The organism is Cellulomonas shaoxiangyii, assembly GCF_004798685.1.
Taxonomy (GTDB): Bacteria; Actinomycetota; Actinomycetes; order Actinomycetales; family Cellulomonadaceae; genus Cellulomonas; species Cellulomonas shaoxiangyii.
In genome coordinates this window covers 3,346,080-3,366,649 of record NZ_CP039291.1, presented here as the reverse complement: position 1 = coordinate 3,366,649, position 20,570 = coordinate 3,346,080, and the positions used below count along the sequence as shown (strand labels likewise).

Annotated in this window: 19 protein-coding genes; 12 read left to right on the top strand and 7 right to left on the bottom strand. The window is 76.1% G+C overall.

The features are described 5' to 3' along the window. Positions 1-48 precede the first annotated feature (48 nt). A complete protein-coding gene (locus tag E5225_RS15005) occupies positions 49-1,863 on the bottom strand; it encodes a glycerol-3-phosphate dehydrogenase/oxidase (RefSeq protein ID WP_135973637.1) in 1,815 nt (604 codons plus the stop codon). Positions 1,864-2,039: 176 nt separating this feature from the next. Between E5225_RS15005 and E5225_RS15000 the strand changes: the two genes are divergently transcribed. Both E5225_RS15000 and E5225_RS14995 read left to right on the top strand, forming a co-directional pair. Next, the gene (locus E5225_RS15000; protein WP_135973636.1) at positions 2,040-3,032 is read left to right on the top strand and encodes a sugar-binding transcriptional regulator; all 993 of its coding nucleotides are present in this window, start codon (positions 2,040-2,042) and stop codon (positions 3,030-3,032) included. Positions 3,033-3,228: 196 nt separating this feature from the next. Next, positions 3,229-3,756: an amino-acid N-acetyltransferase gene (locus E5225_RS14995; protein WP_135973635.1), complete on the top strand. Its 528-nt coding sequence runs from the start codon at positions 3,229-3,231 to the stop codon at positions 3,754-3,756. 49 nt (positions 3,757-3,805) lie between these two features. Here E5225_RS14995 and E5225_RS14990 read toward each other — a convergent pair whose 3' ends face one another. Next, positions 3,806-4,723: an HhH-GPD family protein gene (locus tag E5225_RS14990; protein WP_243738240.1), complete on the bottom strand. Its 918-nt coding sequence runs from the start codon at positions 4,721-4,723 to the stop codon at positions 3,806-3,808. Between the two features lie 214 nt (positions 4,724-4,937). Between E5225_RS14990 and E5225_RS14985 the strand changes: the two genes are divergently transcribed. Next, entirely contained in the window at positions 4,938-5,549 is a 612-nt protein-coding gene (locus tag E5225_RS14985; RefSeq protein ID WP_135973634.1) for a hypothetical protein, read from the top strand. Positions 5,550-5,573: 24 nt separating this feature from the next. Here E5225_RS14985 and disA read toward each other — a convergent pair whose 3' ends face one another. Beyond that, positions 5,574-6,650, bottom strand: a complete 1,077-nt coding sequence (gene disA, locus E5225_RS14980) for a DNA integrity scanning diadenylate cyclase DisA (protein WP_208012546.1) — start codon at positions 6,648-6,650, stop codon at positions 5,574-5,576. 44 nt (positions 6,651-6,694) lie between these two features. After that, entirely contained in the window at positions 6,695-8,125 is a 1,431-nt protein-coding gene (gene radA, locus E5225_RS14975; RefSeq protein ID WP_135973632.1) for a DNA repair protein RadA, read from the bottom strand. Positions 8,126-8,291: 166 nt separating this feature from the next. Here radA and E5225_RS14970 point away from each other — a divergent pair, with 166 nt between their 5' ends. The 4 genes from E5225_RS14970 (at position 8,292) to topA (ending at position 13,612) form a co-directional block, all read left to right on the top strand. Beyond that, on the top strand, positions 8,292-8,987 hold the full coding sequence (locus E5225_RS14970) for a hypothetical protein (RefSeq protein WP_135973631.1): 696 nt from the start codon (positions 8,292-8,294) through the stop codon (positions 8,985-8,987). A gap of 63 nt (positions 8,988-9,050) precedes the next feature. After that, on the top strand, positions 9,051-9,719 hold the full coding sequence (locus E5225_RS14965) for a histidine phosphatase family protein (RefSeq protein ID WP_135973630.1): 669 nt from the start codon (positions 9,051-9,053) through the stop codon (positions 9,717-9,719). Between the two features lie 207 nt (positions 9,720-9,926). Further along, positions 9,927-10,796 carry a phosphatase PAP2 family protein gene (locus E5225_RS14960; RefSeq protein WP_244243669.1) on the top strand — a complete coding sequence of 290 codons (870 nt, stop codon included), beginning with the start codon at positions 9,927-9,929 and terminating at the stop codon, positions 10,794-10,796. 77 nt (positions 10,797-10,873) lie between these two features. Next, on the top strand, positions 10,874-13,612 hold the full coding sequence (gene topA, locus E5225_RS14955) for a type I DNA topoisomerase (protein WP_135973628.1): 2,739 nt from the start codon (positions 10,874-10,876) through the stop codon (positions 13,610-13,612). A gap of 34 nt (positions 13,613-13,646) precedes the next feature. Here topA and E5225_RS14950 read toward each other — a convergent pair whose 3' ends face one another. The 3 genes from E5225_RS14950 to E5225_RS14940 form a co-directional block, all read right to left on the bottom strand. Next, complete coding sequence (locus E5225_RS14950; RefSeq protein WP_135973627.1) at positions 13,647-14,261, bottom strand: hypothetical protein; 615 nt, start codon at positions 14,259-14,261, stop codon at positions 13,647-13,649. Beyond that, on the bottom strand, positions 14,258-14,551 hold the full coding sequence (locus E5225_RS14945; protein WP_135973626.1) for a hypothetical protein: 294 nt from the start codon (positions 14,549-14,551) through the stop codon (positions 14,258-14,260). The genes E5225_RS14950 and E5225_RS14945 overlap by 4 nt, the downstream gene beginning before the upstream one ends. 193 nt (positions 14,552-14,744) lie before the next feature. Further along, on the bottom strand, positions 14,745-15,167 hold the full coding sequence (locus E5225_RS14940; protein WP_135973625.1) for a VOC family protein: 423 nt from the start codon (positions 15,165-15,167) through the stop codon (positions 14,745-14,747). A gap of 135 nt (positions 15,168-15,302) precedes the next feature. On the opposite strand from E5225_RS14940, the gene E5225_RS14935 reads away from it, so the two are divergent. From E5225_RS14935 to E5225_RS14915, 5 genes are all read left to right on the top strand, one after another. Beyond that, positions 15,303-16,283, top strand: coding sequence for a helix-turn-helix transcriptional regulator (locus tag E5225_RS14935; RefSeq protein WP_135973624.1), 981 nt, complete (start codon positions 15,303-15,305; stop codon positions 16,281-16,283). Between the two features lie 184 nt (positions 16,284-16,467). Next, positions 16,468-17,421 carry a PDDEXK family nuclease gene (locus tag E5225_RS14930; protein WP_135973623.1) on the top strand — a complete coding sequence of 318 codons (954 nt, stop codon included), beginning with the start codon at positions 16,468-16,470 and terminating at the stop codon, positions 17,419-17,421. 139 nt (positions 17,422-17,560) lie between these two features. Then, entirely contained in the window at positions 17,561-18,574 is a 1,014-nt protein-coding gene (locus tag E5225_RS14925; RefSeq protein WP_135973622.1) for a Gfo/Idh/MocA family protein, read from the top strand. 72 nt (positions 18,575-18,646) lie between these two features. Then, positions 18,647-19,408: a dTMP kinase gene (gene tmk, locus E5225_RS14920; RefSeq protein WP_135973621.1), complete on the top strand. Its 762-nt coding sequence runs from the start codon at positions 18,647-18,649 to the stop codon at positions 19,406-19,408. Beyond that, entirely contained in the window at positions 19,405-20,541 is a 1,137-nt protein-coding gene (locus tag E5225_RS14915; RefSeq protein ID WP_135973620.1) for a DNA polymerase III subunit delta', read from the top strand. The genes tmk and E5225_RS14915 overlap by 4 nt, the downstream gene beginning before the upstream one ends. The last annotated feature ends 29 nt before the right edge of the window (positions 20,542-20,570 follow it).

Here is a 20,570-nt window from a genome sequence, read left to right as displayed (position 1 = left end):
GGTGCAGGTCGTGCGGGTCGTGCGAGTCGTGCTGGTCGGTCTGGTCGGTCAGGTGCCGTACGGTCCGGCGGAGCCACGCCCGGACGGGGAGCCCGGCTTCGCGCCCGGGTCGACCTCGCCCGCGATCGGCAGGAGCGGCCTGACGTCCTCGGCCGTCAGGCGTGCGCGCTCGGCCGACTCGTCGTCGGGCTCGGCCGCCGCGGCGTCCTCGGCCGCGGCACGCGCCCGGTACGCCTCGATCTCGCGGGCGCGTGTCGCGTCGTCCCAGCCGAGCACGGGCGCGATGAGGTCCGCGATCTCGTCGAGGGCGCCGACACCCTTGTCCGCCTGCTCGTAGTTGATCCGGGTGCGGTGCATCAGCACGTCGTCCAGGTGCAGCGCGCCCTCATGGGTCACCGCGTAGACGACCTCCGCACCGATGTACGCCGGCGCACCCACCAGCGGCTCCGCGAGCTCCGGACGCTCGTCGACCATGTCCGTGAGCTCCTGCAGCAGGGAGCCGTACCGGTGCAGGAGGTGGTCCATGCGCGCGCGGTCCCAGCCGTAGCGGGCCGCCGTGGCGCGGGCCTGTCGCTGCACGACGCGCAGCCCCTCGGCGCCGACGAGCGGCACGTCGTCCGTGATCGACGGCACCGTGGTGGCCCGGGACCCGATCGCGAAGTCGACCGCGTCCTTCGCCATCACGCGGTACGTCGTCAGCTTGCCGCCGGCGACGACGGTCAGCCCCGGCGTGGGGGAGGCGACGGTGTGCTCGCGCGACACCTTCGCCGACGACGTGCCCTCCTTGGTGCCCGGCTGCAGCAGGGGGCGCAGCCCGGCCCACGTGCCGATGACGTCCTCGCGGGTGAGGGGCCGCGCGAGCACCTGGTTCGCGTGGTCGATGACGTAGTCGATGTCCGCGCTCGTCGCGACGGGGTGCGTGAGGTCCTGCTCGTACGGGGTGTCGGTGGTGCCGATCACCCAGTACCGGGACCACGGGATGATGAACAGCACCGACTTCTCTGTCTGCAGGATCAGGCCCGTGCCGCCCTCGATGCGGCTGCGCGGCACCACGATGTGGATGCCCTTCGACGCGAGCACGCGCAGGCCGCCGTCCGTGCCGGCGAGGGCCTCGGTCTTCTCCGTCCAGACGCCGGTCGCGTTGATGACGTTGCGCGCGCGGACGTCGAGGTGCTCGCCCGTCTCGAGGTCGACCAGCTCCGCGCCGGTGACCGCGCCGCCGCCCGTCGTGAGGAGCTGCACGACCTGCGTGCGCGACGCGGCGTGCGCGCCGTACGAGACAGCCGTGCGCACGAGCGTCGCGACCAGGCGCGCGTCGTCGACGCTCGCGTCCCAGTAGCGGACCGCCCCCACGGCGGCGTCGTGCCGCAGGTCCGGGAACAGGCGCTCCATGCCCTTGCGGGTGAGGTGCCGGTGGATCGGCATCGCGCGGTGGCGGCCGCCGGAGACGGAGGCGAGCGTGTCGTACAGCGCCACGCCGGCGCCAACGTACGCGCGCTCCCAGACCCGGTGCTCGAGCGGGTAGAGGAAGCTCACGGGCTTGACCAGGTGGGGCGCCAGCCGCGTGATGAGCAGGTCGCGCTCGGTGAGGGCCTCCCGCACCAGGTGGAAGTCGAGCATCTGCAGGTAGCGCAGGCCGCCGTGCACGAGCTTGCTCGAGCGGCTCGAGGTGCCGCTCGCCCAGTCCTGCGCCTCGACGATGCCGGTGGACAGGCCGCGCGTGACGGCGTCGAGCGCGATCCCGGCCCCGGTCACCCCACCGCCCACCACGAGGACGTCGAGCTCGCGGTCGCGCTCGGGGCTGCGTCGCAGCGCGTCGAGGGCGTCCTGGCGTGCCTGCACCGTCAGGGGTGCGGTTCTCATGTGCGGGTCCTCCCCGAAGCCGTCGCGGGGCGTCGTCGGTCGTCGGCTCCCGGCACGAGCAGCCCCCTCGCTCGCCGGTTTCGTCCGGCTATGGTCATCACGTCCAGAACACACGCGCAACCGGGCTGCACGAACGTGCAGAACGGCGGCGCACGGCGGACGCAGGGGGCGGGCGGATGTACGTGGAGCGAGAGCAGGACGTCCTGCGAGCGGCGTCGATGTACTACCTGCAGGACCTCAAGATGGACGTGATCGCACGCCACCTCGGCACGTCGCGGTCGACCGTGTCGCGGCTCATCAAACGGGCCCGCGAGACCGGGCTCGTGGAGATCACGCTGCGGCCCGCGAGCACGCGTGCACCGGGGCTCGGCCGGTCGATCGCGTCCACGTTCGGCATCGAGACCTACGTCGTCCCCGTGCCCGACTCGGCCGGCACCGTCGAGCGCCTGGACCAGGTGGCCATGACCGCCGCGCGGCTGCTCGGCTCGTGGTTCGACTCCGACATGGTGATGGGCGTCGCCTGGGGCACCACCATCGCCGCCGTGTCGCGGTACCTGGCGCCGAAGCCGACCCGCGGGTCGGCGGTCGTCCAGCTCAACGGCGCCGCCAACATGCGGACCTCGGGCGTCGAGTACGCGAGCGACCTCATCTCCTCGTTCGGGTCCGCGTTCGGCGCCGGCGTGCACCACTTCTCCGTGCCGGCGTTCTTCGACTACCCCGACACCAAGGCCGCCATGTGGCGCGAGCGGTCGGTGCGCCGCGTCCTGGACATGCAGCAGCGGGCCGACATCGCGGTGTTCTCCGCCGGCGCGGTCGCGGGCGCCGTGCCGTCGCACGTCTACTCCGCCGGGTACCTCGACGAGTCCGACGTGCGCCTGCTGCACGACGAGGGCGTCGTCGGCGACGTCTGCACGGTGTTCCTGCGTGCCGACGGGTCCTGGCAGGACGTGTCCCTGAACGAACGTGCGACCGGCCCCAGCCCGCAGGAGCTGCAGCGCGTCCCGCGGCGGGTCTGCGTCGTCGCCGGCGACAACAAGGTCGCGCCGCTGCTCGCCGCGCTGCGCGCCGACGTGGTCACCGACCTCGTCGTCGACGAGCTGACCGCGACCGCGCTCGTCGAGGCCGCCGGCGGGCGGCACACGCCGCGTGCCCGCCCCCGCCCGTCCTGACGGCCGCCGCGCTCGTCACTGCGGTGCCGAGCTCGTCACTGCGGTGCCGACCTCGTCAGTCGTGGGTGACGAGGTCGCGCGCGGGTGACGAGGTCGCGGGGGACGGGGTTCCGGGACGAGGTCGTGGGGGACGCGCCGACGCGCGCGGGGCTGGACGCGATCCGGACGGGCGCCCAGGACTGTCTAGGTTGGGGACGTGAGCCCTTCCGAGGTCCTCGTCCGACCCGCGGTTCCCGCGGACGTGCGGGCGATCCGCGCCCTCGTCGAGCCCTACGCGGCGGAGCGCATCCTGCTCGCCAAGGAGTGGGTCGGCTACTACGAGTCGGTGCAGGAGTTCGCCGTCGCGCAGCTGGGCGACGACGTCGTCGGCTGCGGCGCCCTGCACGTCATGTGGGAGGACCTCGCGGAGATCCGCACGCTCGCGGTCGACCCGCGGTGGCGCGGCCGCGCCGTCGGGCACCTGCTGCTGACGGCGCTCGTGGAGCGCGCCCGCGCGCTCGGGCTGCGGCGCCTCTTCTGCCTGACGTTCGAGGTCGAGTTCTTCCGGCGCCACGGGTTCCGCGTGATCGACGGGACGCCCGTGCCGCAGGACGTGTACGCGGAGCTGCTGCGCTCGCACGACGACGGCGTCGCCGAGTTCCTCGACCTGGCGCGCGTGAAGCCCAACACCCTCGGCAACACGCGCATGCTGCTCGACCTCGCGGGGGACGACCCGGCGGTGTGACGCCGCGGGGCACGCGTCGCGGCAGGGGCCGCCTCGGGGTCACCCCAGGTCAGTGCGGCAGGCGGTACGTCGGCGCGTCGTCGACCGAGGCCGCCTCGACGCGGACCACGAGCCCGTCCGCGACCAGCGCGTCCAGGCAGCGGGCGAGCTGGGCCGGGTCCGGCCACACAGCGTCCACCGCGCTCGCGGGCACCGGCCCCAGCGCCTCCCGCAGCAACGCCATGACGCGCCCGCGCACCTGCCGGTCGGTGCCCGTGAACGCCTGCGTGCGGCGACGGTGCGCGTGCAGGTCGCCCGGGCGCCCCGCGGCGACCCACCGGCAGACGTCGCGCACGGGGCACGCGTCGCACCGCGGGCTGCGGGCGGTGCACACGAGCGCGCCGAGCTCCATCGACGCGGCGGCCCACCGGGCGGCGGTCGCGTCGTCGTCGGGCACGTAGGCCGCCGCGAGCCGCGTCTCGGCGACCGTCTGCGTCGGCGCGGGCAGCGCCTCGCCCGCGACCGTGCGCGCCAGCACGCGCCGCACGTTCGTGTCGAGCACCACCGACCGCCGGCCGAACGCGAACGCCAGCACCGCGGCCGCCGTGTACGCGCCGACACCCGGCAGGGCGAGCAGCCGGGCCTCGTCGGCCGGCAGCCGCCCGCCGTGCCGCTCCACCACGGCGCGGGCGCACTCCTGCAGGCGCAGCGCGCGCCGCGGGTACCCGAGCCGGTCCCACGCGCGCAGGACGTCGCCGGTCGGGGCGGCCGCGAGGTCCGCCGGACCGGGCCAGCGGGCCATCCACGCGCACCACGCCGGTTCGACGCGCACGACGGGCGTCTGCTGCAGCATCACCTCGCTGACCAGCACGCCCCACGGCGTGCGGCCGGGCGCGCGCCACGGCAGGTCACGGGCGTGCGCGTCGAACCACGCGAGCACGGGGTCGCGCAGCGCGGCGGGCGCGGGGGGAGCGGGGGCGGCGAGCACGCGCCCATCGTGCGGCACGCCGGCGACCGCGCCGAACCGGTGCCCCGCCGCCGACCGCGCCGACCGGGTGCCGCCGCCGGCCAGGTGTCGCCGGGCGCCGCCGCCGACCGGGACCCGCGACGCGGGCGCGTCGTCCCCGCCGCGGCCGCGTCCGGCTCGTACCGTGGACGACGCGCCGTGGCGACCCGCGGCCGATCCCGCACCGGAGGACACCATGAGCGACCGGCACGTCCCGCAGCGCCTGCCCGCCCGCGTCTACTGGGTGCGCCGCTTCGTCGTGCTGGGGCTCCCGCTGCTGCTCGTCGTGCTCCTCGTCGTGTGGCTGACGGGGCGCGGTGACGGCGAGGCAGCGGCGGCGACGTCCCCGACGGCTGCGGCCCCGGCCGACGCCCCTGCCGACCAGGAGCCGGCGGACGAGGACCCGGACGGCAGCGTGCCGGCGTGCGCCCCCGAGCAGCTCGCGCTCGCGATCACGCCCGGCGCCGAGACGTTCCCCGGTGACGTCGAGCCCACCTTCACGGTGAGCATCACCAACTCGGGCGACGAGCCCTGCCTGGTCGACGCGGACGAGCGGAGCCGGGAGGTCGTCGTGACCTCGGGCTCGGACCGCATCTGGTCGAGCCGGGACTGCCTGCCGGCCGAGGTGGAGAAGCTGACGCTGCTGCTCGCCGGTGGTCAGGTGGACGAGCGCGCGATGACGTGGTCCCGGGAGCGGTCGGCGGAGGGCTGCCCCGGCGACCTGCCCGAGCCGGGCGACGGCACGTACTCGGCCGCGTTCACGGTCGGCGGCGCGAGCGCCCCCGCCGCGGTGTTCGGCCTGAGCTGACGCGGTCCGCACGGGTGCGAGGGGTCAGACGTAGCGCTCGAGGATGCTCGACTCGGCGAGGCGGGACAGGCCCTCGCGGATGGAGCGGGCGCGCTGCTCGCCGACGCCCTCGACGGCCATGAGGTCCTCGACGGTCGCCGCCAGCAGCTTCTGCAGCCCGCCGAAGTGGACGACGAGCCGGTCGACGACGGTCGACGGCAGCCGGGGCACCTTCGACAGCAGCCGGTGCCCCCGGGGGCCGACGGCCGCGTCGAGGGCCTCGCCTCCCCCGGGCAGGCCGAGCACGCGCCCGATGAGCGCGATGTCGATGAGCTCCGTCGAGCCGAGCTCGGCGAGCGCGTCGAGCACCGACTCCACCGAGCGGCGGGTCGTGTCGACGTAGTCGCGGATGACGAGCTCCCGCTCGATGCCCACTCCGCCCACGAGCTCGTCGAGCTGCAGCGTGAGCAGCCGGCCGTCGCTCCCGAGCTCGACGACGTACCCGGCGATCTCGTCGGCGATGCGGCGCACCATCTCCAGGCGCTGCACCACGGCGGACACGTCGCGGACCGTGACGAGGTCCTCGATCTCGAGCGCCGACAGCGTGCCGCTGACCTCGTCGAGGCGGGCCTTGTAGCGCTCGAGCGTCTGGAGGGCCTGGTTGGCGCGGGACAGGATCGCGGTGGAGTCCTCGAGCACGTGCCGGGACGTGCCGACCCACAGCGCGATGATGTGCATCGACGCCGAGACGGAGATGACCGGCAGGCCGGTCTGCTTCGCGACGCGCTCGGCGGTGCGGTGACGCGTGCCGGACTCGCTCGTCTCGATGGCCGGGTCGGGCAGCAGCTGGACGGCGGCGCGCACGATGCGGCCACGGACGGGGTCGATCACCACCGCGCCGTCCATCTTCGCCAGCTCCCGCAGGCGCGTGGCGGAGAACTCGACGTCGAGCACGAAGCCGCCGGAGCACAGCCGCTCGACGGTCTCGTCGATGCCGAGGACGATGAGGGCGCCCGTGCGGCCGCGCAGGATCCGCTCGAGACCGTCGCGCAGCTCCGATCCGGGCGCGACGGCGGCGAGGGTGGACCGGAGCAGGTCCTCCTGCGGTGTCTGGTGCGGCACCGCCTGATCGTATCGGGGGCGTGACGCGATGGCCGAGTGCACGGTCACGCGTCGCCGCCGGGCGCGTCGCGGTCGGTGGGCGCGAGACCCGCGAGGACGGCCGCCGCGAGGTCGCCGACCTCGAGCACGCGCAGCCCCTCGGGCACCGCGACCTCGCCGAGCGTGCCCAGCGGGACGACCGCCCGCGTGCAGCCCAGCCGGGCGGCCTCCGCGAGCCGGCGCCCGACGCCGGACACCGGCCGGATCTCACCCGCGAGCCCGACCTCGCCCACCGCGACGAGCCCCGGGTGCACCGGCACGTTCTCCCGCGCGCTGACGGCCGCGAGGGCGAGCGCGAGATCCGCCGCGGGCTCCACGACGCGCGCGCCGCCGACGGTGGACAGGTAGACGTCCTGGTCGGCGAGGCGCGCGCCGAGGCGGCGCTGGAGGACCGCGAGCACCATCGCGAGGCGGCTGCCGTCGACGCCGCTCGTCGTGCGGCGCGGGTTCGGCACGACGCTCGGCGCGACGAGCGCCTGCACCTCGGCCGCGAGGGGGCGCCGGCCCTCGAGCGTCACGGTGAGGCACGTGCCCGGCACGTCGGAGGCCAGGCGGGACGTGAACAGGCCCGACGGGTCGGCGAGGCCGACGATGCCGTGCTCGGACAGGTCGAAGCAGCCCACCTCGTCGGTGGGGCCGTACCGGTTCTTCGTCGCGCGCAGCAGCCGCAGGCGCGCGTGCCGGTCGCCCTCGAACTGGCAGACCACGTCGACGAGGTGCTCGAGCGTGCGGGGCCCCGCGACGGAACCGTCCTTGGTGACGTGCCCGACGAGGACGACCGGCATGCCACGGGACTTGGCGGCCGCGATGAGGGCCGCCGTGACCTCGCGCACCTGCGCGACGCCGCCCGCTGCACCCTCGATCTGCGCGGACGCCACGGTCTGCACGGAGTCGAGCACCAGCATGTCGGGGTCGACCGCCTCGATGTGGCCGAGCACGGTCGCCAGGTCGGTCTCGTCCGCGAGCAGCAGGTGCGGGTCGAGCGCGCGGATGCGGCCCGCGCGGAGCCGCACCTGGGCGGCCGACTCCTCCCCGGTCACGTAGAGGACCTTCCGGCCGGAGCGCGCGGTCCGGGCCGCCACGTCGAGCAGCAGCGTCGACTTGCCCACGCCCGGCTCGCCGGCCAGCAGCACGACCGCGCCGGGCACCAGCCCCCCGCCGAGCACGCGGTCGAGCTCCGCGACCCCCGTGGGGCGAGCCGCGGCGGCCTCGACGTCGATCTCGTGGATGGGGCGCGCGGGGTTGCGCGCGGCTGACACGGCGACGGTCCGCGGTGCGCCGCCGCCCGGGCCGACGTCCTCCGCGACGGTGCCCCACGCCTGGCACTCGCCGCAGCGGCCGACCCACTTGGACGCGCCCCACCCGCACTCGCTGCAGCGGAAGGCGGGGCGGGCGTCGGCGGACCGGTCGGCGCGGCGGGTGGTCGTGGGGCTCACGGGGGGCACGCTACGGGCCACCACCGACAGCGCCGGCCGCCCCGCCCCGCACCTGGTGGCACCCGGCCGCCGCGCCGCGGACCCGTCCGGGCGGCCCGGGTGGGCGTCGGTAGGCTGCGCTGCGGTCCGGCGGCTGCCGGCTGACGCGACACGAGGGGATCGGTCGATGAGCGACACGGGACGACCGGGACAGTCCGGCTCCCCGGACCCGGCGGGGGACCGGCGCCCGGCGTGGCTCGTCCCGGCCGCGATCACGGCGGGCGTGCTGGTCCTCGGCGGCGTCGTCGCGGGCGTCCTGCTGACGCGGGACGGCGCGGAGACGCCCGTCGCCACGGCGACGACGGTCGTCCTGCCGTCGCCGACGCCCACGGTCGACGCGGTGCCGCGCGAGGCGGCGACCGTCTTCACGTCCGCCCTGCCGGCGTCCGTGCTCCAGTACGCGCTCGCGAGCTCGGTGCCCGACGACGAGCGGGTCGCCGCGGGCGCCCTCGAGGCGTGGACGGAGACGTACACCGACGGCGCCGACGGCACGCTCACGGTGCGCGCGGCGCAGTTCGAGACCCCGGAGGAGGCCGCCGCGTTCGCGGCGACCCTCGTGGCCGGCCTGCCGGCCGCACCCGCTCCGGACGCGACCGCCGACGCGACGGCAGACGCGACCGCCGACGCGACCGCCGGCGCGCAGGCACCGACGCTCCCGCAGTCGGGCGAGGTCCAGGCGGGCGGCGCGGCCGTCGGGACGTACACCCTCGTGGACGCCGGCGACGGCACGGGCGTCGCGGTGTGGCAGAACGGCACCGCCGTCCTCCAGCTGAACGCCCCCGTGCAGGACGTGGCCGACGCGTACGCCGCCTTCCCGCTCTGACGGCCCGCTCGCTCGCCCGCCCGCTCGTCCGGTGCACCGCTCGCCGCGGGGCAGGATGGGCGGGTGCGCCTCGTCCTCGTCCGGCACGGGCAGACGTCCTCGAACGTCGGCCACCACCTCGACACCGCGGCGCCCGGCGCCGACCTGACCCCGCTGGGCGTCCGGCAGGCGCAGGCGCTCGTACCGGTGCTCCGCGACCGCGGTGTCGCGGCCGTGTACGCGTCGACGCTCGTGCGCACGCAGCAGACCGCCGCGCCCCTGGCGGCGGCGCTCGGGCTCGACGTGCGCGTGCGCGCCGGGCTGCGCGAGGTGTCGGCGGGGGACCTCGAGATGGCGTGCGACCACGACTCCGTCATGGCCTACCTGGGGACGGTGCTGCGCTGGGGCGACGGCGACCTGACGGCGCGCGTCCCGGGCGGGGAGGACGGGGCGACGGTGCTGGCACGGTTCGACGCCGTGGTCGACGAGGCGGCGGCCGCGGGGGACGTCGTGGTCGTCGTCAGCCACGGTGCGGTGATCCGCGCGTGGGTGGCGTCCCGGTGCCCGGACGTCGACCCGGCCGACGCGGCGCGGCACGGCCTGTCGAACACCGGCGCCGTGACGCTGGCCGGCGCGCCCGGGCGGTGGCGGCTCGTGGACTGGCACGCCGACGCGCTCGGCGGCATCGACGACCGGGCGGACGACGGCGCGGCGGCGGACACGGTGCCGTCCGGGGCGGTGGCCCGGCCCTGAGCCCGCCACCGGCGTGGCGCCGCCGGCGTGGCGCCGCCGGTCGCCGGCGGGAACGCCCGCCCGGCCCCCGCACGCCGCTGCGTGTCCTACCGTGTGCACGTGCCTGGCCGCTCGTCCCTCCCCCCCGTCCGGGGTGCAGCGCCCGCCGCGACACCCCGCCCCCGCACCGGCCGCCCCCGAGCCCGCGCGGTCGTGGTCGCGGCGGCGGTGGCGGTCGCCCTCGCGTCGGCGCTCGCCGTGGCGGTGCTGTGGCGCGTCTTCGTCGTGACGTGGGCCGGCCAGCGCGTCGAGGACGCCGCCTTCGACGGTGCCCGGTACGGGCAGGGGCGGCTCTGGGCGGTCGCGGAGCCGGTGCTCGACGTCGTCTCGGTCGGGTTCGTCGGGGCCGTGCTCCTCGCGTCGGTGCTGATCGCCGCGGTGCGGCGCCGGTGGTCGCTGGCCGTGCAGGTCGCGGTGCTCGTGGGCGGCGCGAACCTCACGACGCAGGGGGTCAAGCGGCTGCTCGAGCGGCCCGACCACGGCGTGGGCGCCGACTACGGCAACACGCTGCCGAGCGGGCACACCACCGTCGCGGCGTCCGTCTCCGCGGCCCTGCTGCTCGTCGTCCCGCCGCGCGCGCGCCCGCTCGTCGCCGTCGTCGGCGCCGGGTACACGAGCGCGACCGGCGTCTCCACCCTCGTCGGCCAGTGGCACCGCCCCGCCGACGTCGTGGCCGCCGTCCTCGTCGTGCTCGCCTGGGTGGCGCTCGTGTGCGGGGCCATGGCGCTCGCGCCCGCACCCGCGACGGCCACGGCGGCGCTCGCGCAGGTCGAGGGCGGTGACCGCTGGTGGCGCCGCACGCGCACGGCCGCGGCCGCCCTCGTCGTGGCGGCCGTGGGGACCGGCGCGTTCGCCCTGGCGATGCTCGCGCGGGCATGGGCCGTGCGCGGTGACGCGCCGTCCGGGCGCACCGACCTGGCCGCCTACGCGGGCGGCGTCTCGGCCGTCATCGCGGCGTCCTGCCTGACGTTCGCGCTCATGCTGGTCCTGCGGCACGCCGCCGGGTCGCGTGACGGGACGGCCGCCGCACCGGCTTGACGGAGACACGTAGAGTCCCCGGGGTACCCGTCCGCCACCTCCTCTCGATCCACCCGCATGCACGGAAGGCCGGTCTGATGTCAGCAGGGCGCAAGCTCGTCATCGTCGAGTCACCCGCGAAGGCGCGCACCATCGCCGGGTACCTCGGCGAGGGGTACGACGTCGAGGCGTCCGTCGGCCACATCCGCGACCTCCCGCAGCCGTCCGAGCTGCCGGCGGAGATGAAGAAGGGGCCCTTCGGCAAGTTCGCGGTCGACGTGGAGCACGGCTTCCAGCCGTACTACGTCGTCGACGCGGACAAGAAGAAGAAGGTCGCCGAGCTCAAGAAGCTCCTCAAGGACTCCGACGAGCTCTACCTCGCGACCGACGAGGACCGCGAGGGGGAGGCCATCGCCTGGCACCTGCTCGCGGAGCTCAAGCCCAAGGTGCCGGTCAAGCGGATGGTCTTCCACGAGATCACGCGCGAGGCGATCGCCCGGGCGCTCGAGAACACCCGCGAGCTGGACGAGCGGCTCGTCGACGCGCAGGAGACCCGCCGCATCCTCGACCGTCTCTACGGCTACGAGGTCAGCCCCGTGCTGTGGCGCAAGGTCCGCCAGGGCCTGTCCGCCGGGCGCGTGCAGTCGGTCGCGACGCGGCTCGTGGTCGAGCGCGAGCGCGAGCGCATGGCGTTCGTCCCGGCCGAGTACTGGGACGTCGTCGGCACCTTCGCCGTGGCGGACGCGGGCGAGCCCCGGTTCAGCGCGCGCCTGACGGGCGTCGGCGGGCAGCGCGTGGCGAGCGGGCGCGACTTCGACGACCGCGGGCAGCTGCGCACGCGGGACGCGGTCACGCTCGACGAAGCCCGCGCGCACGCACTCGTCGCCGGCCTGGCCGACGCCGACTTCGCGGTCCGCTCGCTCGACACCAAGCCGTACACGCGCCGCCCCGCGGCGCCGTTCACGACGTCGACGCTCCAGCAGGAGGCGTCGCGCAAGCTGCGGATGAGCTCGCGGCAGGCGATGCGCACCGCGCAGTCGCTGTACGAGAACGGCTACATCACGTACATGCGTACCGACTCGCCGACGCTGTCGTCGCAGGCGATCGACGCCGCGCGCCGCCAGGCCGCCGAGCTCTACGGCGCCGAGTACGTGCCGGACGCGCCGCGCGTCTACACGTCGAAGGCGAAGGGCGCGCAGGAGGCGCACGAGGCGATCCGCCCCGCGGGCGACCACTTCCGCACGCCGGCCCAGGTCGCCAGGCAGCTCTCCGGCGACCAGTTCCGCCTGTACGAGCTGATCTGGAAGCGCACGGTCGCCTCGCAGATGGCCGACGCGCGCGGGCAGACCGCGTCGGTCCGCCTCGCCGCGACGGCGACGCCCGCGGGCGCGGAGCCCGTCGAGACCGTCTTCTCGGCCTCCGGCACCGTCATCACGTTCCGCGGGTTCCTCGCCGCGTACGAGGAGGGCCGCGACGTCGACCGCTACGACGCCGAGGCGTCGCAGGACGGCGCCCGCGCCGAGAAGGACGCCCGCCTGCCGCGCATGGCCGAGGGCGACCCCCTGACCGGGAGCGACCTCGCCGCCGACGGGCACCGCACGTCCCCGCCGCCGCGCTTCACCGAGGCGTCGCTCGTCAAGGCGCTCGAGGAGCGCGGGATCGGCCGTCCGTCGACGTACGCCGCGACGATCGGTGTCATCCAGGACCGCGGGTACGTGACCAACCGCGGCCAGGCGCTCGTGCCCACGTGGCTCGCGTTCGCCGTGACGCGGCTGCTCGAGGAGAACTTCGACCGGCTCGTGGACTACGGGTTCACCGCCGGCATGGAGGAGGACCTCGACGCCATCGCCGCCGGTCAGCGCGACCGCGTCGACTGGCTGAACGAGTTCTACTTCGGCGACCGGTCGGAGTCCCCGGAGACGGGCGGCCTGCGCGGCATCCTCGACAACCTCGGCGAGATCGACGCGCGCGAGGTCAACTCCATCGACATCGGCGACGGCATCACGCTGCGCGTCGGCCGGTACGGGCCGTACCTCGAGGCGCCCGGCGCCGGCCCGGGCGACGACCCGGTGCGCGCGTCCGTCCCCGAGGAGCTCGCGCCCGACGAGCTCACGCCCGCCAAGGCGCGCGAGCTGCTCGAGACCCAGCCCGAGGGCGACAAGGTCCTCGGCACGGACCCGACCACGGGGACCGAGATCGTCGCGCGCAACGGCCGCTACGGCCCGTACGTCACCGAGGTGCTGCCCGAGCCCGAGCTCGACCCGAACCTCTCGGCCGCGGCCCGCAAGAAGGCCCTGGCCGCGCAGCCCAAGCCCCGCACGGCGTCGCTGTTCTCGTCGATGTCGCTGCAGACCGTCACGCTGGACGACGCGCTGCGGCTCATGTCGCTGCCGCGGGTCGTCGGCGTCGACCCCGAGTCGGGTGCCGAGATCACCGCGCAGAACGGGCGGTACGGGCCCTACCTCAAGAAGGGCACCGACTCGCGGACGCTCGCGTCGGAGGAGCAGCTCTTCACGGTGACGCTCGACGAGGCGCTCGCGATCTACGCGCAGCCCAAGCGCGGCCGCGGGCAGACCGCGACCCCGCCGCTGCGCGAGCTCGGGGACGACCCGACCAGCGGCAAGCCGATCGTCGTCAAGGACGGCCGGTTCGGCGCGTACGTCACCGACGGCGAGACGAACCGCACGCTCCCGAAGGACGTCACGCCCGAGTCCATCACGCCCGAGCAGGCGGTGGAGCTGCTCGCCGAGAAGCGGGCGGCCGGTCCGGCGAAGAAGCGCACGACCGCCCGCAAGCCGGCGGCGCCGCGCAAGAAGGCGACCGCGAAGAAGGGGTGACGACGGGGTGACGACGGGGTGACGACGCGCGTCGTCACCCGCAGGCGACGACCTCGTACGTGCCGTCGACGAGACGCGGCGGCGCGTCGACCTCGAGGGTGGTGCCCCCGACCTGCACGCACCACGTGCCGGTCGCGGCACCGCCGGTCGGCCCCCACCAGCCGAGCGACAGCGCCGCCGCCATCAGCGCCACCGCGCCGACGCTGACCCACAGCGCGACCGTCAGCGACGTGCGCGCGCGGCCGACCGCGGTCGTGACCGCCGACGTCCACGCCGCCGCGGCGCCGTCCACCCGTGCCGTCGCGATGTAGGGCTCGAGGGTGTCGCGGCCCGCGTCCCACGGCGTGGTCGTCGCGGCGTCGTAGACGAGCACGAGGCCGGTGACGACGGCGGCGGCGGCGAGCAGGACGAGCACGCCGGCCACGACCCCCCACGGCCGCGACAGCTGCTCGAGCCTCGTCCCGGTGCTCAGGACCGCGACGGTGCCGAGGACACCGGTGATGGACGCCAGCGCGGCGACGTAGGTGGCCGCGCGGGTGCGCAGCGTGGACAGCTGCTGCGTGTACTCCGACCAGATGCGCTCGTACGCGGCCCCGTCGGAGGCGGTCACCGCGGCGGTGTGCTGGGGCGGCAGCGTCTCGCGCGTCATACCGGCACCCACCACGTGCGTCCGCACCCGGTGACGTCGGCGCCGTGGTCGCGGCCGCACGCGCACCGGGCGCGCACGGCGTGCCGCTGCACGGCGAGCCCGGGCGAGTCGCCCACCGCGTCCCCCGCTCGGCCACCGAGCACGGGGTCCGGCCCGAAGGCCGCGCCCCCGCACACGGGGCAGGGCCCGTCGACGGCCGGGTGGGCACCGCTCCGGTCGACGGTCCAGCCGTCGCCGAGCATCCCGACGTACTCCTCGTCCTCGTGCGGGACGTCGTCGTCGTGCCGCATGGCAGCCCCCTCGCCGGTCCCCGGTGACGGTCGAGCGTGTCCGGTATGGCCCGATTCCGGCAAGGATGAAAGTTCCGCGGCGGTGCCGGGGTCGCGCCCGCGGCAGCACCGCCGGCACGGTCCGGGCGGCCCGTCCGCCGTCTCCGGCCGACCGGCCGACCGGCCGACCGGCCGACCCGCCCGGTCCGGTTCCTCAGCCCGCGTACGCGACGGCCACGTCGAGCACCCACGTGACGCCGAACCGGTCGACGAGCATCCCGTAGAGCGGCGCCCACCCGGCCGGAGCGAGGTCCTGCAGGACCGTCGCGCCGTCCGCGAGCGCCGTCCAGTACCGGGTGACCTCGTCGGCGTCGGCACCGCGGACGGAGACGAAGAAGGCGTTCGTGCCCGCGTCGTGCGGCAGGCGCGCGGGCACGTCGTAGGCCATCACGTGGAAACCGGCGGGGGAGGCGACCTGTCCCCACATCACCTGGTCGGCCTCGGCGGGGTCCTGCACGGCGTGCGCGTCGGCGTAGGTCACGACGGTCAGCTCGCCGCCGAACACCCCCCGGTAGTGCTCGAGGGCGGCGCGGGCGTCGCCGCGGAAGTTCAGGTGCGTGGTGGTGGTGACGGTCATGGTGGTGCTCCTCACGGGTCGGGCCGGGCCGGCGGCGCCGGTGACGGCGGGTGACGGTCAGGGCCGTCGGGGTCGTCACCGACGCTAGGGACGATCGGTGCCACTTCCTGACCGCGATGGCGGCACACTCGGCACATGGCCGTGACGAGCTCGCGCACGCTCCGCCTGCTGTCCCTGCTGCAGCAGCGCCGGCACTGGTCGGGCGCCGACCTCGCCGACCGGCTCGGCGTGTCGATCCGGACCCTGCGCCGCGACGTCGACCGGCTGCGCGAGGTCGGCTACCCGGTGGACGCGCAGCCCGGGGTCGACGGCGGCTACACCCTGGCGCCCGGCGCGGCGCTGCCCCCGCTCGTCCTGGACGACGACGAGGCGGTCGCGCTCGCGGTCGGGCTGTCGGCGGCGGCGTCGACGGGGATCGCGGGGCTGGCGGAGCCGTCCGTCCGGGCGCTGGCCAAGGTCGTCCCCGTCATGCCGAAGCGGCTGCGCCGCCGGGTCGACGCGCTGCGGGCGGTCACCGTGCCGGGTACGTGGGGCACGACCCCGGAGAGCGGCGGCGCGGACCCCGACGCGCTCACCGCGCTCGCCCTCGCGTGCCGGGACGGCGAGCGGCTCGCGTTCGCCTACACCGCCGCCGACGGTGCGCGCACCGACCGGACCGTCGACCCGTACCGCCTCGTGCCCCTCGGCGCGCACTGGTACCTCGTGGCCTGGGACGTCGACCGCGGCGACTGGCGCGTCTTCCGGCTGGACCGGCTGCGCGGGGCGCGCGGGACCGGCCGACCGTTCGCACCGCGGCCGCTGCCGGCGGACGACGTCGCCGCGTACGTGCGGGAGCGCGTCAGCGGCGGCCCCGAGCGGTGGCGCGTCGAGGCGGTGGTGGACGCGCCGGCCGCCGACGTCCGGCGCCGGGCGACGTGGTGGCTGTCGGTCACGGACGAGCCGGACGGGCGGTGCCGCGTGCGCCTCGACGTCGACGACCTCCTGTGGGCGGCGACGGCGCTGGGGCTGGTCGGCGCGCCGTTCACGGTGGTGCACCCCCCGGAGCTCGCCACGACGCTGACCGAGGTCGCGGACCGGTTCATGACGGCAACCCGTGCGGCCGCTCCGCTCCGCTGACCCACCGTCCCGTCCCCTCGAGGTGCAGGTGGTCCGGCTCATCGGATCGAGAAGCCGGCTCTTCTGCACCTCGTCGCCGGGCGTGGGGGCGTCGACGCGTCCACAGGGGCCGGTGGTGGCCGGGGCGTCCACCGGTCGCGGCGCTTGGCGGTCGGCGCCCGACGCGGGTGCGGTCCCATGCCGTGTGCGTCGACCTCAGCTGCTGCCCCGTGACCTGCTGCGCCTCGCCGCCGCGCAGGCGGGCCTCCTCTCGTCCCGCCAGTGCGACGACGCCGGGGTGACCGACGCCCGGCGCGCAGCGCTCCGCCGGGCGGGGGTGCTCGCCCCGGTGGTGACCGGTGTGCACGAGGTGGCGGCGGAGGCGGTCGGCGGGCCGGCGGACCCGGCCGGTCGGCGGGTGCGCACGGCCTGGCTCGCGCTGCTCACCGTCGGCGTCGACCACGCGGTGGCGACGGGCTGCTGCGCGCTCGCGCTCCTCGGCGTGGAGGGCCTGCCGGCGGGCGTCGCTCCCGAGGTCGCCTCGCGCCGCGGCGCCACCCACGCCGCTCGCGGCGGGGTCCGGATGCGCCGGCTCGGCGAGGGAACGCGCGTCCTCCGCCTCGGGGGCGCGCTCGTCGTCGACCCGGTCAGCGCGCTGGCGCAGGCCGTGCCGGAGCTGAGCCGGCCGCACGCGGTCGCGGTCCTCGACTCGGCGCTGCAGCGCCGGCTGGTCCGGCCGGCGGACCTCGCGCTGGTGCAGCGGGCCACGCGCGGACGGCGCGGCGCGGCGCGGACCGCGACGTGGTGGGCCCTCGTCGACGGCAGGGCGCAGTCGCCGCTCGAGTCGTGGGCGCGTCTGCAGTGCCAGGACGCCGGCGTCCCGCCGCACGACCTCCAGGTGCCGGTGCGCGACGCGGGCGGACGCGTCCTCGCGCGGGGCGACCTCGGGTGGTGGCTGCGGGACGGGCGCCTGCTGGTCGCGGAGATCGACGGTGCCGGGCCGCACGGCACACCGGCGGCGCTCTTCCACGACCGCGCGCGGCAGAACGCCATCGTGGCCACCGGCGCCGTCGTCCTCCGGTTCACGGCCCGGGACGTGCACGCGGGCACCGTGGCGAGAACCGTCCGCCGCCACCCGCTGCGCCCACCGGGCGGGTAGCGACGTGCAGATCGGCCGGCCCACGAGCCTGCTGTCCCCGGCGGATCTGCACCTCGTGCCGGCGGGCGGCCGGCAGCGGCGCCCGGCTCGGTGGCGGCGTCGCACGGACGCGTCGTCGCGGGGCCGCTAGGTTGGCGGCATGGCTCGTACCGAGGACCCCCGTTCCGCACCGCCGATCCGCTGGGGCATCCTCGGCGCCGGCAACATCGCCTCCACGTTCGCGCACTCGGTGCGCGAGTTCACGCGTGCGCAGCTCGTGGCCGTCGGGTCGCGGCACCGCGACCGCGCCGAGCGGTTCGCCACCGCGCACGGCATCCCGACGACGCACGTCGGCTACCGCGAGCTCGTCGAGGACAAGCAGGTCGACGCCGTCTACGTCGCGACCCCGCACTCCGAGCACCACGAGCACGCGCTCCTCGCGATCAAGGCCGGCAAGCACGTGCTCGTCGAGAAGTCGTTCACGCGCAACAGCGCCGAGGCGGAGGAGATCTTCGCGGCCGCGAAGGCGGCGGGCGTGTTCGTCATGGAGGCGATGTGGACGCGGTTCCTGCCCCACGTCGCGGCGCTGCACCAGGTGATCGAGGCCGGTGAGATCGGCGACATCGTCAACATCCGGGCCGACCACGGGCAGTACTTCCCGTTCGACGCGAGCAGCCGGCTGTACGCGCCGGAGCTCGCAGGCGGGGCGCTGCTCGACCTCGGGGTGTACCCCGTCTCGTGGGCTCAGGACTTCCTCGGGGTGCCGACCGGCGTGCACGCCTACGGGCAGCTGACGCCCACGGGTGTCGACGGGCAGATCTCGATGGTGCTCGAGTACGGCGACCAGGTGCAGGCGACGCTCAACACGACGCTGTGGGCCAAGACGCCGACGACCTCGTCCATCTCCGGCACCGAGGGGTACATCCGCGTCGCGGGCAGCTTCTACGGGCCCACGCAGTTCCGCGTCGCCCGCCGCGACGGCCGCGAGTGGACGTTCGAGCAGCCGTACGCGCGCGGCCTGCAGTACGAGGCCGCGGAGGTGGCGCGCCGCGTCGCCGCCGGTGACACCGAGAGCCCGCGCATGACCTGGCAGGGCACCCTCGACGTCATGCGGACGATGGACGAGGTCCGCCGCCAGGTGGGCGTCGTCTACCCGGGCGAACCGGCGGCCTGACACCGGGCGCCCCCGGCCTGCCTCGCGCCGGGCCGGGGCCGCCGTGTCCGGGGCGGGCGTTAGCCTGACGCCGTGACCCACCACCGACCGGCCGACGCACGTGACGGCGCACCCGCCGGGGTGTTCGTCTCGTTCGAGGGCGGCGACGGCGCGGGGAAGTCGACGCAGGTCGCACTGCTCGGCCACCACCTCGCCGCGCTGGGGCGCGAGGTCGTCGTCACGCGCGAGCCGGGCGGCACGCCCCTGGGGCGGGAGCTGCGCCAGGCGGTCCTGCACGGCGAGGACCTGGACCCGCGCACGGAGGCGCTGCTGTACGCGGCGGACCGCGCGCACCACGTCGCGAGCCTCGTCCGCCCGGCGCTCGCACGCGGCGCGATCGTGCTCACGGACCGGTACCTCGACTCGTCGGTGGCCTACCAGGGCAGCGGCCGCGGGCTGGGCGCGGCGGAGGTGGAGAACCTGTCCCTGTGGGCGACGTACGACCTGCTGCCGCACGTCACGGTGCTGCTGGACCTCGACCCCGCGGTGGGGCTGGCGCGGCTCACGGGTGACCCCGACCGGCTCGAGTCCGCCGGTGACGCGTTCCACCGCCGCACGCGCCGGGCGTTCCTCGACCGGGCGGCCGCGGACCCGGGACGCTGGCTCGTGCTCGACGCGGTGCAGCCGGCGGACGTCCTCGCGGCGGCGGTCCGTGACCGGCTCGCGCCGCTGCTGGGCCCCGTGCCGGCGCCCGGCGCCGCGTCTGCCACAACGTCGGCCACCACGGCTGCCACCACGTCGGGGGCGTCGACGGGTGACGCCGAGACACCGGTCGGCGGGAGGCTCGGCCGATGAGCGTCTGGGACGACCTGGTCGGGCAGGAGCCCGCGGTCGCGGTGCTGCGGCACGCGATCGAGGACCCGGCGGCGATGACGCACGCATGGCTGATCACGGGCCCCCCGGGGTCGGGGCGGTCCAACGCCGCGCGCGCCTTCGCCGCGGCCCTGCAGTGCGAGGCCGGCGGCTGCGGCACGTGCCACGCCTGCACGACGGTGCTCGGCGGCACGCACCCGGACGTCACGCTGGTGGCCACCGAGGGCGTGTTCATCCGCGTGGACACCACCCGCCCGCTGGTCGAGCTGGCGCAGCGCTCGCCGTCGCAGGGGCGGTGGCGGGTCATCGTCGTGGAGGACGCCGACCGGTTCAACGACCAGAGCGCGAACGTGCTGCTCAAGGCGATCGAGGAGCCGCCCCCGCGCACGGTGTGGCTGCTGTGCGCGCCGAGCCCCGAGGACGTGCTCGTCACGATCCGCAGCCGCAGCCGCTCGGTGGCGCTGCGCGTGCCGCCCGTCGAGGCGGTCGCCGAGCTGCTGGTCCGGCGCGACGGCGTCGACCACCGCACCGCCGTGGTCGCGGCCCGCGCCGCGCAGAGCCACGTCGGCATCGCCCGCCGCCTCGCGCGCGACCCCAAGGCGCGGGAGCGGCGCGCCGCCGTGCTCGGCATCGCGACGGGCGTGCGCGGGGTCGGGGACGCGGTGCTCGCGGCCGGTTCCCTCGTCGAGACCGCGCAGGCCGATGCGAGGGCCGCGACCGAGGAGCGCGACGCGACCGAGAAGAACGCGCTGCTGCGGTCGCTCGGCGCCGAGGGTGCGACCACGCTCCCGCCCGCGCTGCGCGGGCAGGTCAAGGCGCTCGAGGACGACCAGAAGCGCCGGGCGACCCGCGCGCAGCGCGACGTGCTCGACCGCGCGATGGTCGACCTGCTGTCGCTGTACCGCGACGTGATCGTCGTGCAGCTCGGGGCGGACGTCGACCTCGTCAACGTCGAGCAGGAGGAGGCCGTCCGCGCCCTCGCCGCCGGGTCCACGCCCGAGCAGACCCTGCGCCGGATGGACGCGGTGGGGCAGGCCCGCACGCGGCTGGCCGGCAACGTCGCGCCGCTGCTGGCGGTCGAGGCGATGGCGATCGCGCTGCGCCCGCAGGGCTGACCCGCCGCGGCGGCCGTGCCCGTGCGGAC

Bases quoted from the DNA above. Each gene is read 5' to 3' on its own strand.
- E5225_RS15005 (WP_135973637.1), bottom strand. From the start codon at position 1,863: ATGAGAACCGCACCCCTGACGGTGCAGGCACGCCAGGACGCCCTCGAC.
- E5225_RS14925 (WP_135973622.1), top strand. From the start codon at position 17,561: ATGGCTCGTACCGAGGACCCCCGTTCCGCACCGCCGATCCGCTGGGGC.
- E5225_RS14985 (WP_135973634.1), top strand. From the start codon at position 4,938: ATGAGCGACCGGCACGTCCCGCAGCGCCTGCCCGCCCGCGTCTACTGG.
- E5225_RS14940 (WP_135973625.1), bottom strand. From the start codon at position 15,167: ATGACCGTCACCACCACCACGCACCTGAACTTCCGCGGCGACGCCCGC.
- E5225_RS14935 (WP_135973624.1), top strand. From the start codon at position 15,303: ATGGCCGTGACGAGCTCGCGCACGCTCCGCCTGCTGTCCCTGCTGCAG.
- topA (WP_135973628.1), top strand. From the start codon at position 10,874: ATGTCAGCAGGGCGCAAGCTCGTCATCGTCGAGTCACCCGCGAAGGCG.
- E5225_RS14915 (WP_135973620.1), top strand. From the start codon at position 19,405: ATGAGCGTCTGGGACGACCTGGTCGGGCAGGAGCCCGCGGTCGCGGTG.
- E5225_RS15000 (WP_135973636.1), top strand. From the start codon at position 2,040: ATGTACGTGGAGCGAGAGCAGGACGTCCTGCGAGCGGCGTCGATGTAC.
- E5225_RS14945 (WP_135973626.1), bottom strand. From the start codon at position 14,551: ATGCGGCACGACGACGACGTCCCGCACGAGGACGAGGAGTACGTCGGG.
- E5225_RS14970 (WP_135973631.1), top strand. From the start codon at position 8,292: ATGAGCGACACGGGACGACCGGGACAGTCCGGCTCCCCGGACCCGGCG.
- E5225_RS14950 (WP_135973627.1), bottom strand. From the start codon at position 14,261: ATGACGCGCGAGACGCTGCCGCCCCAGCACACCGCCGCGGTGACCGCC.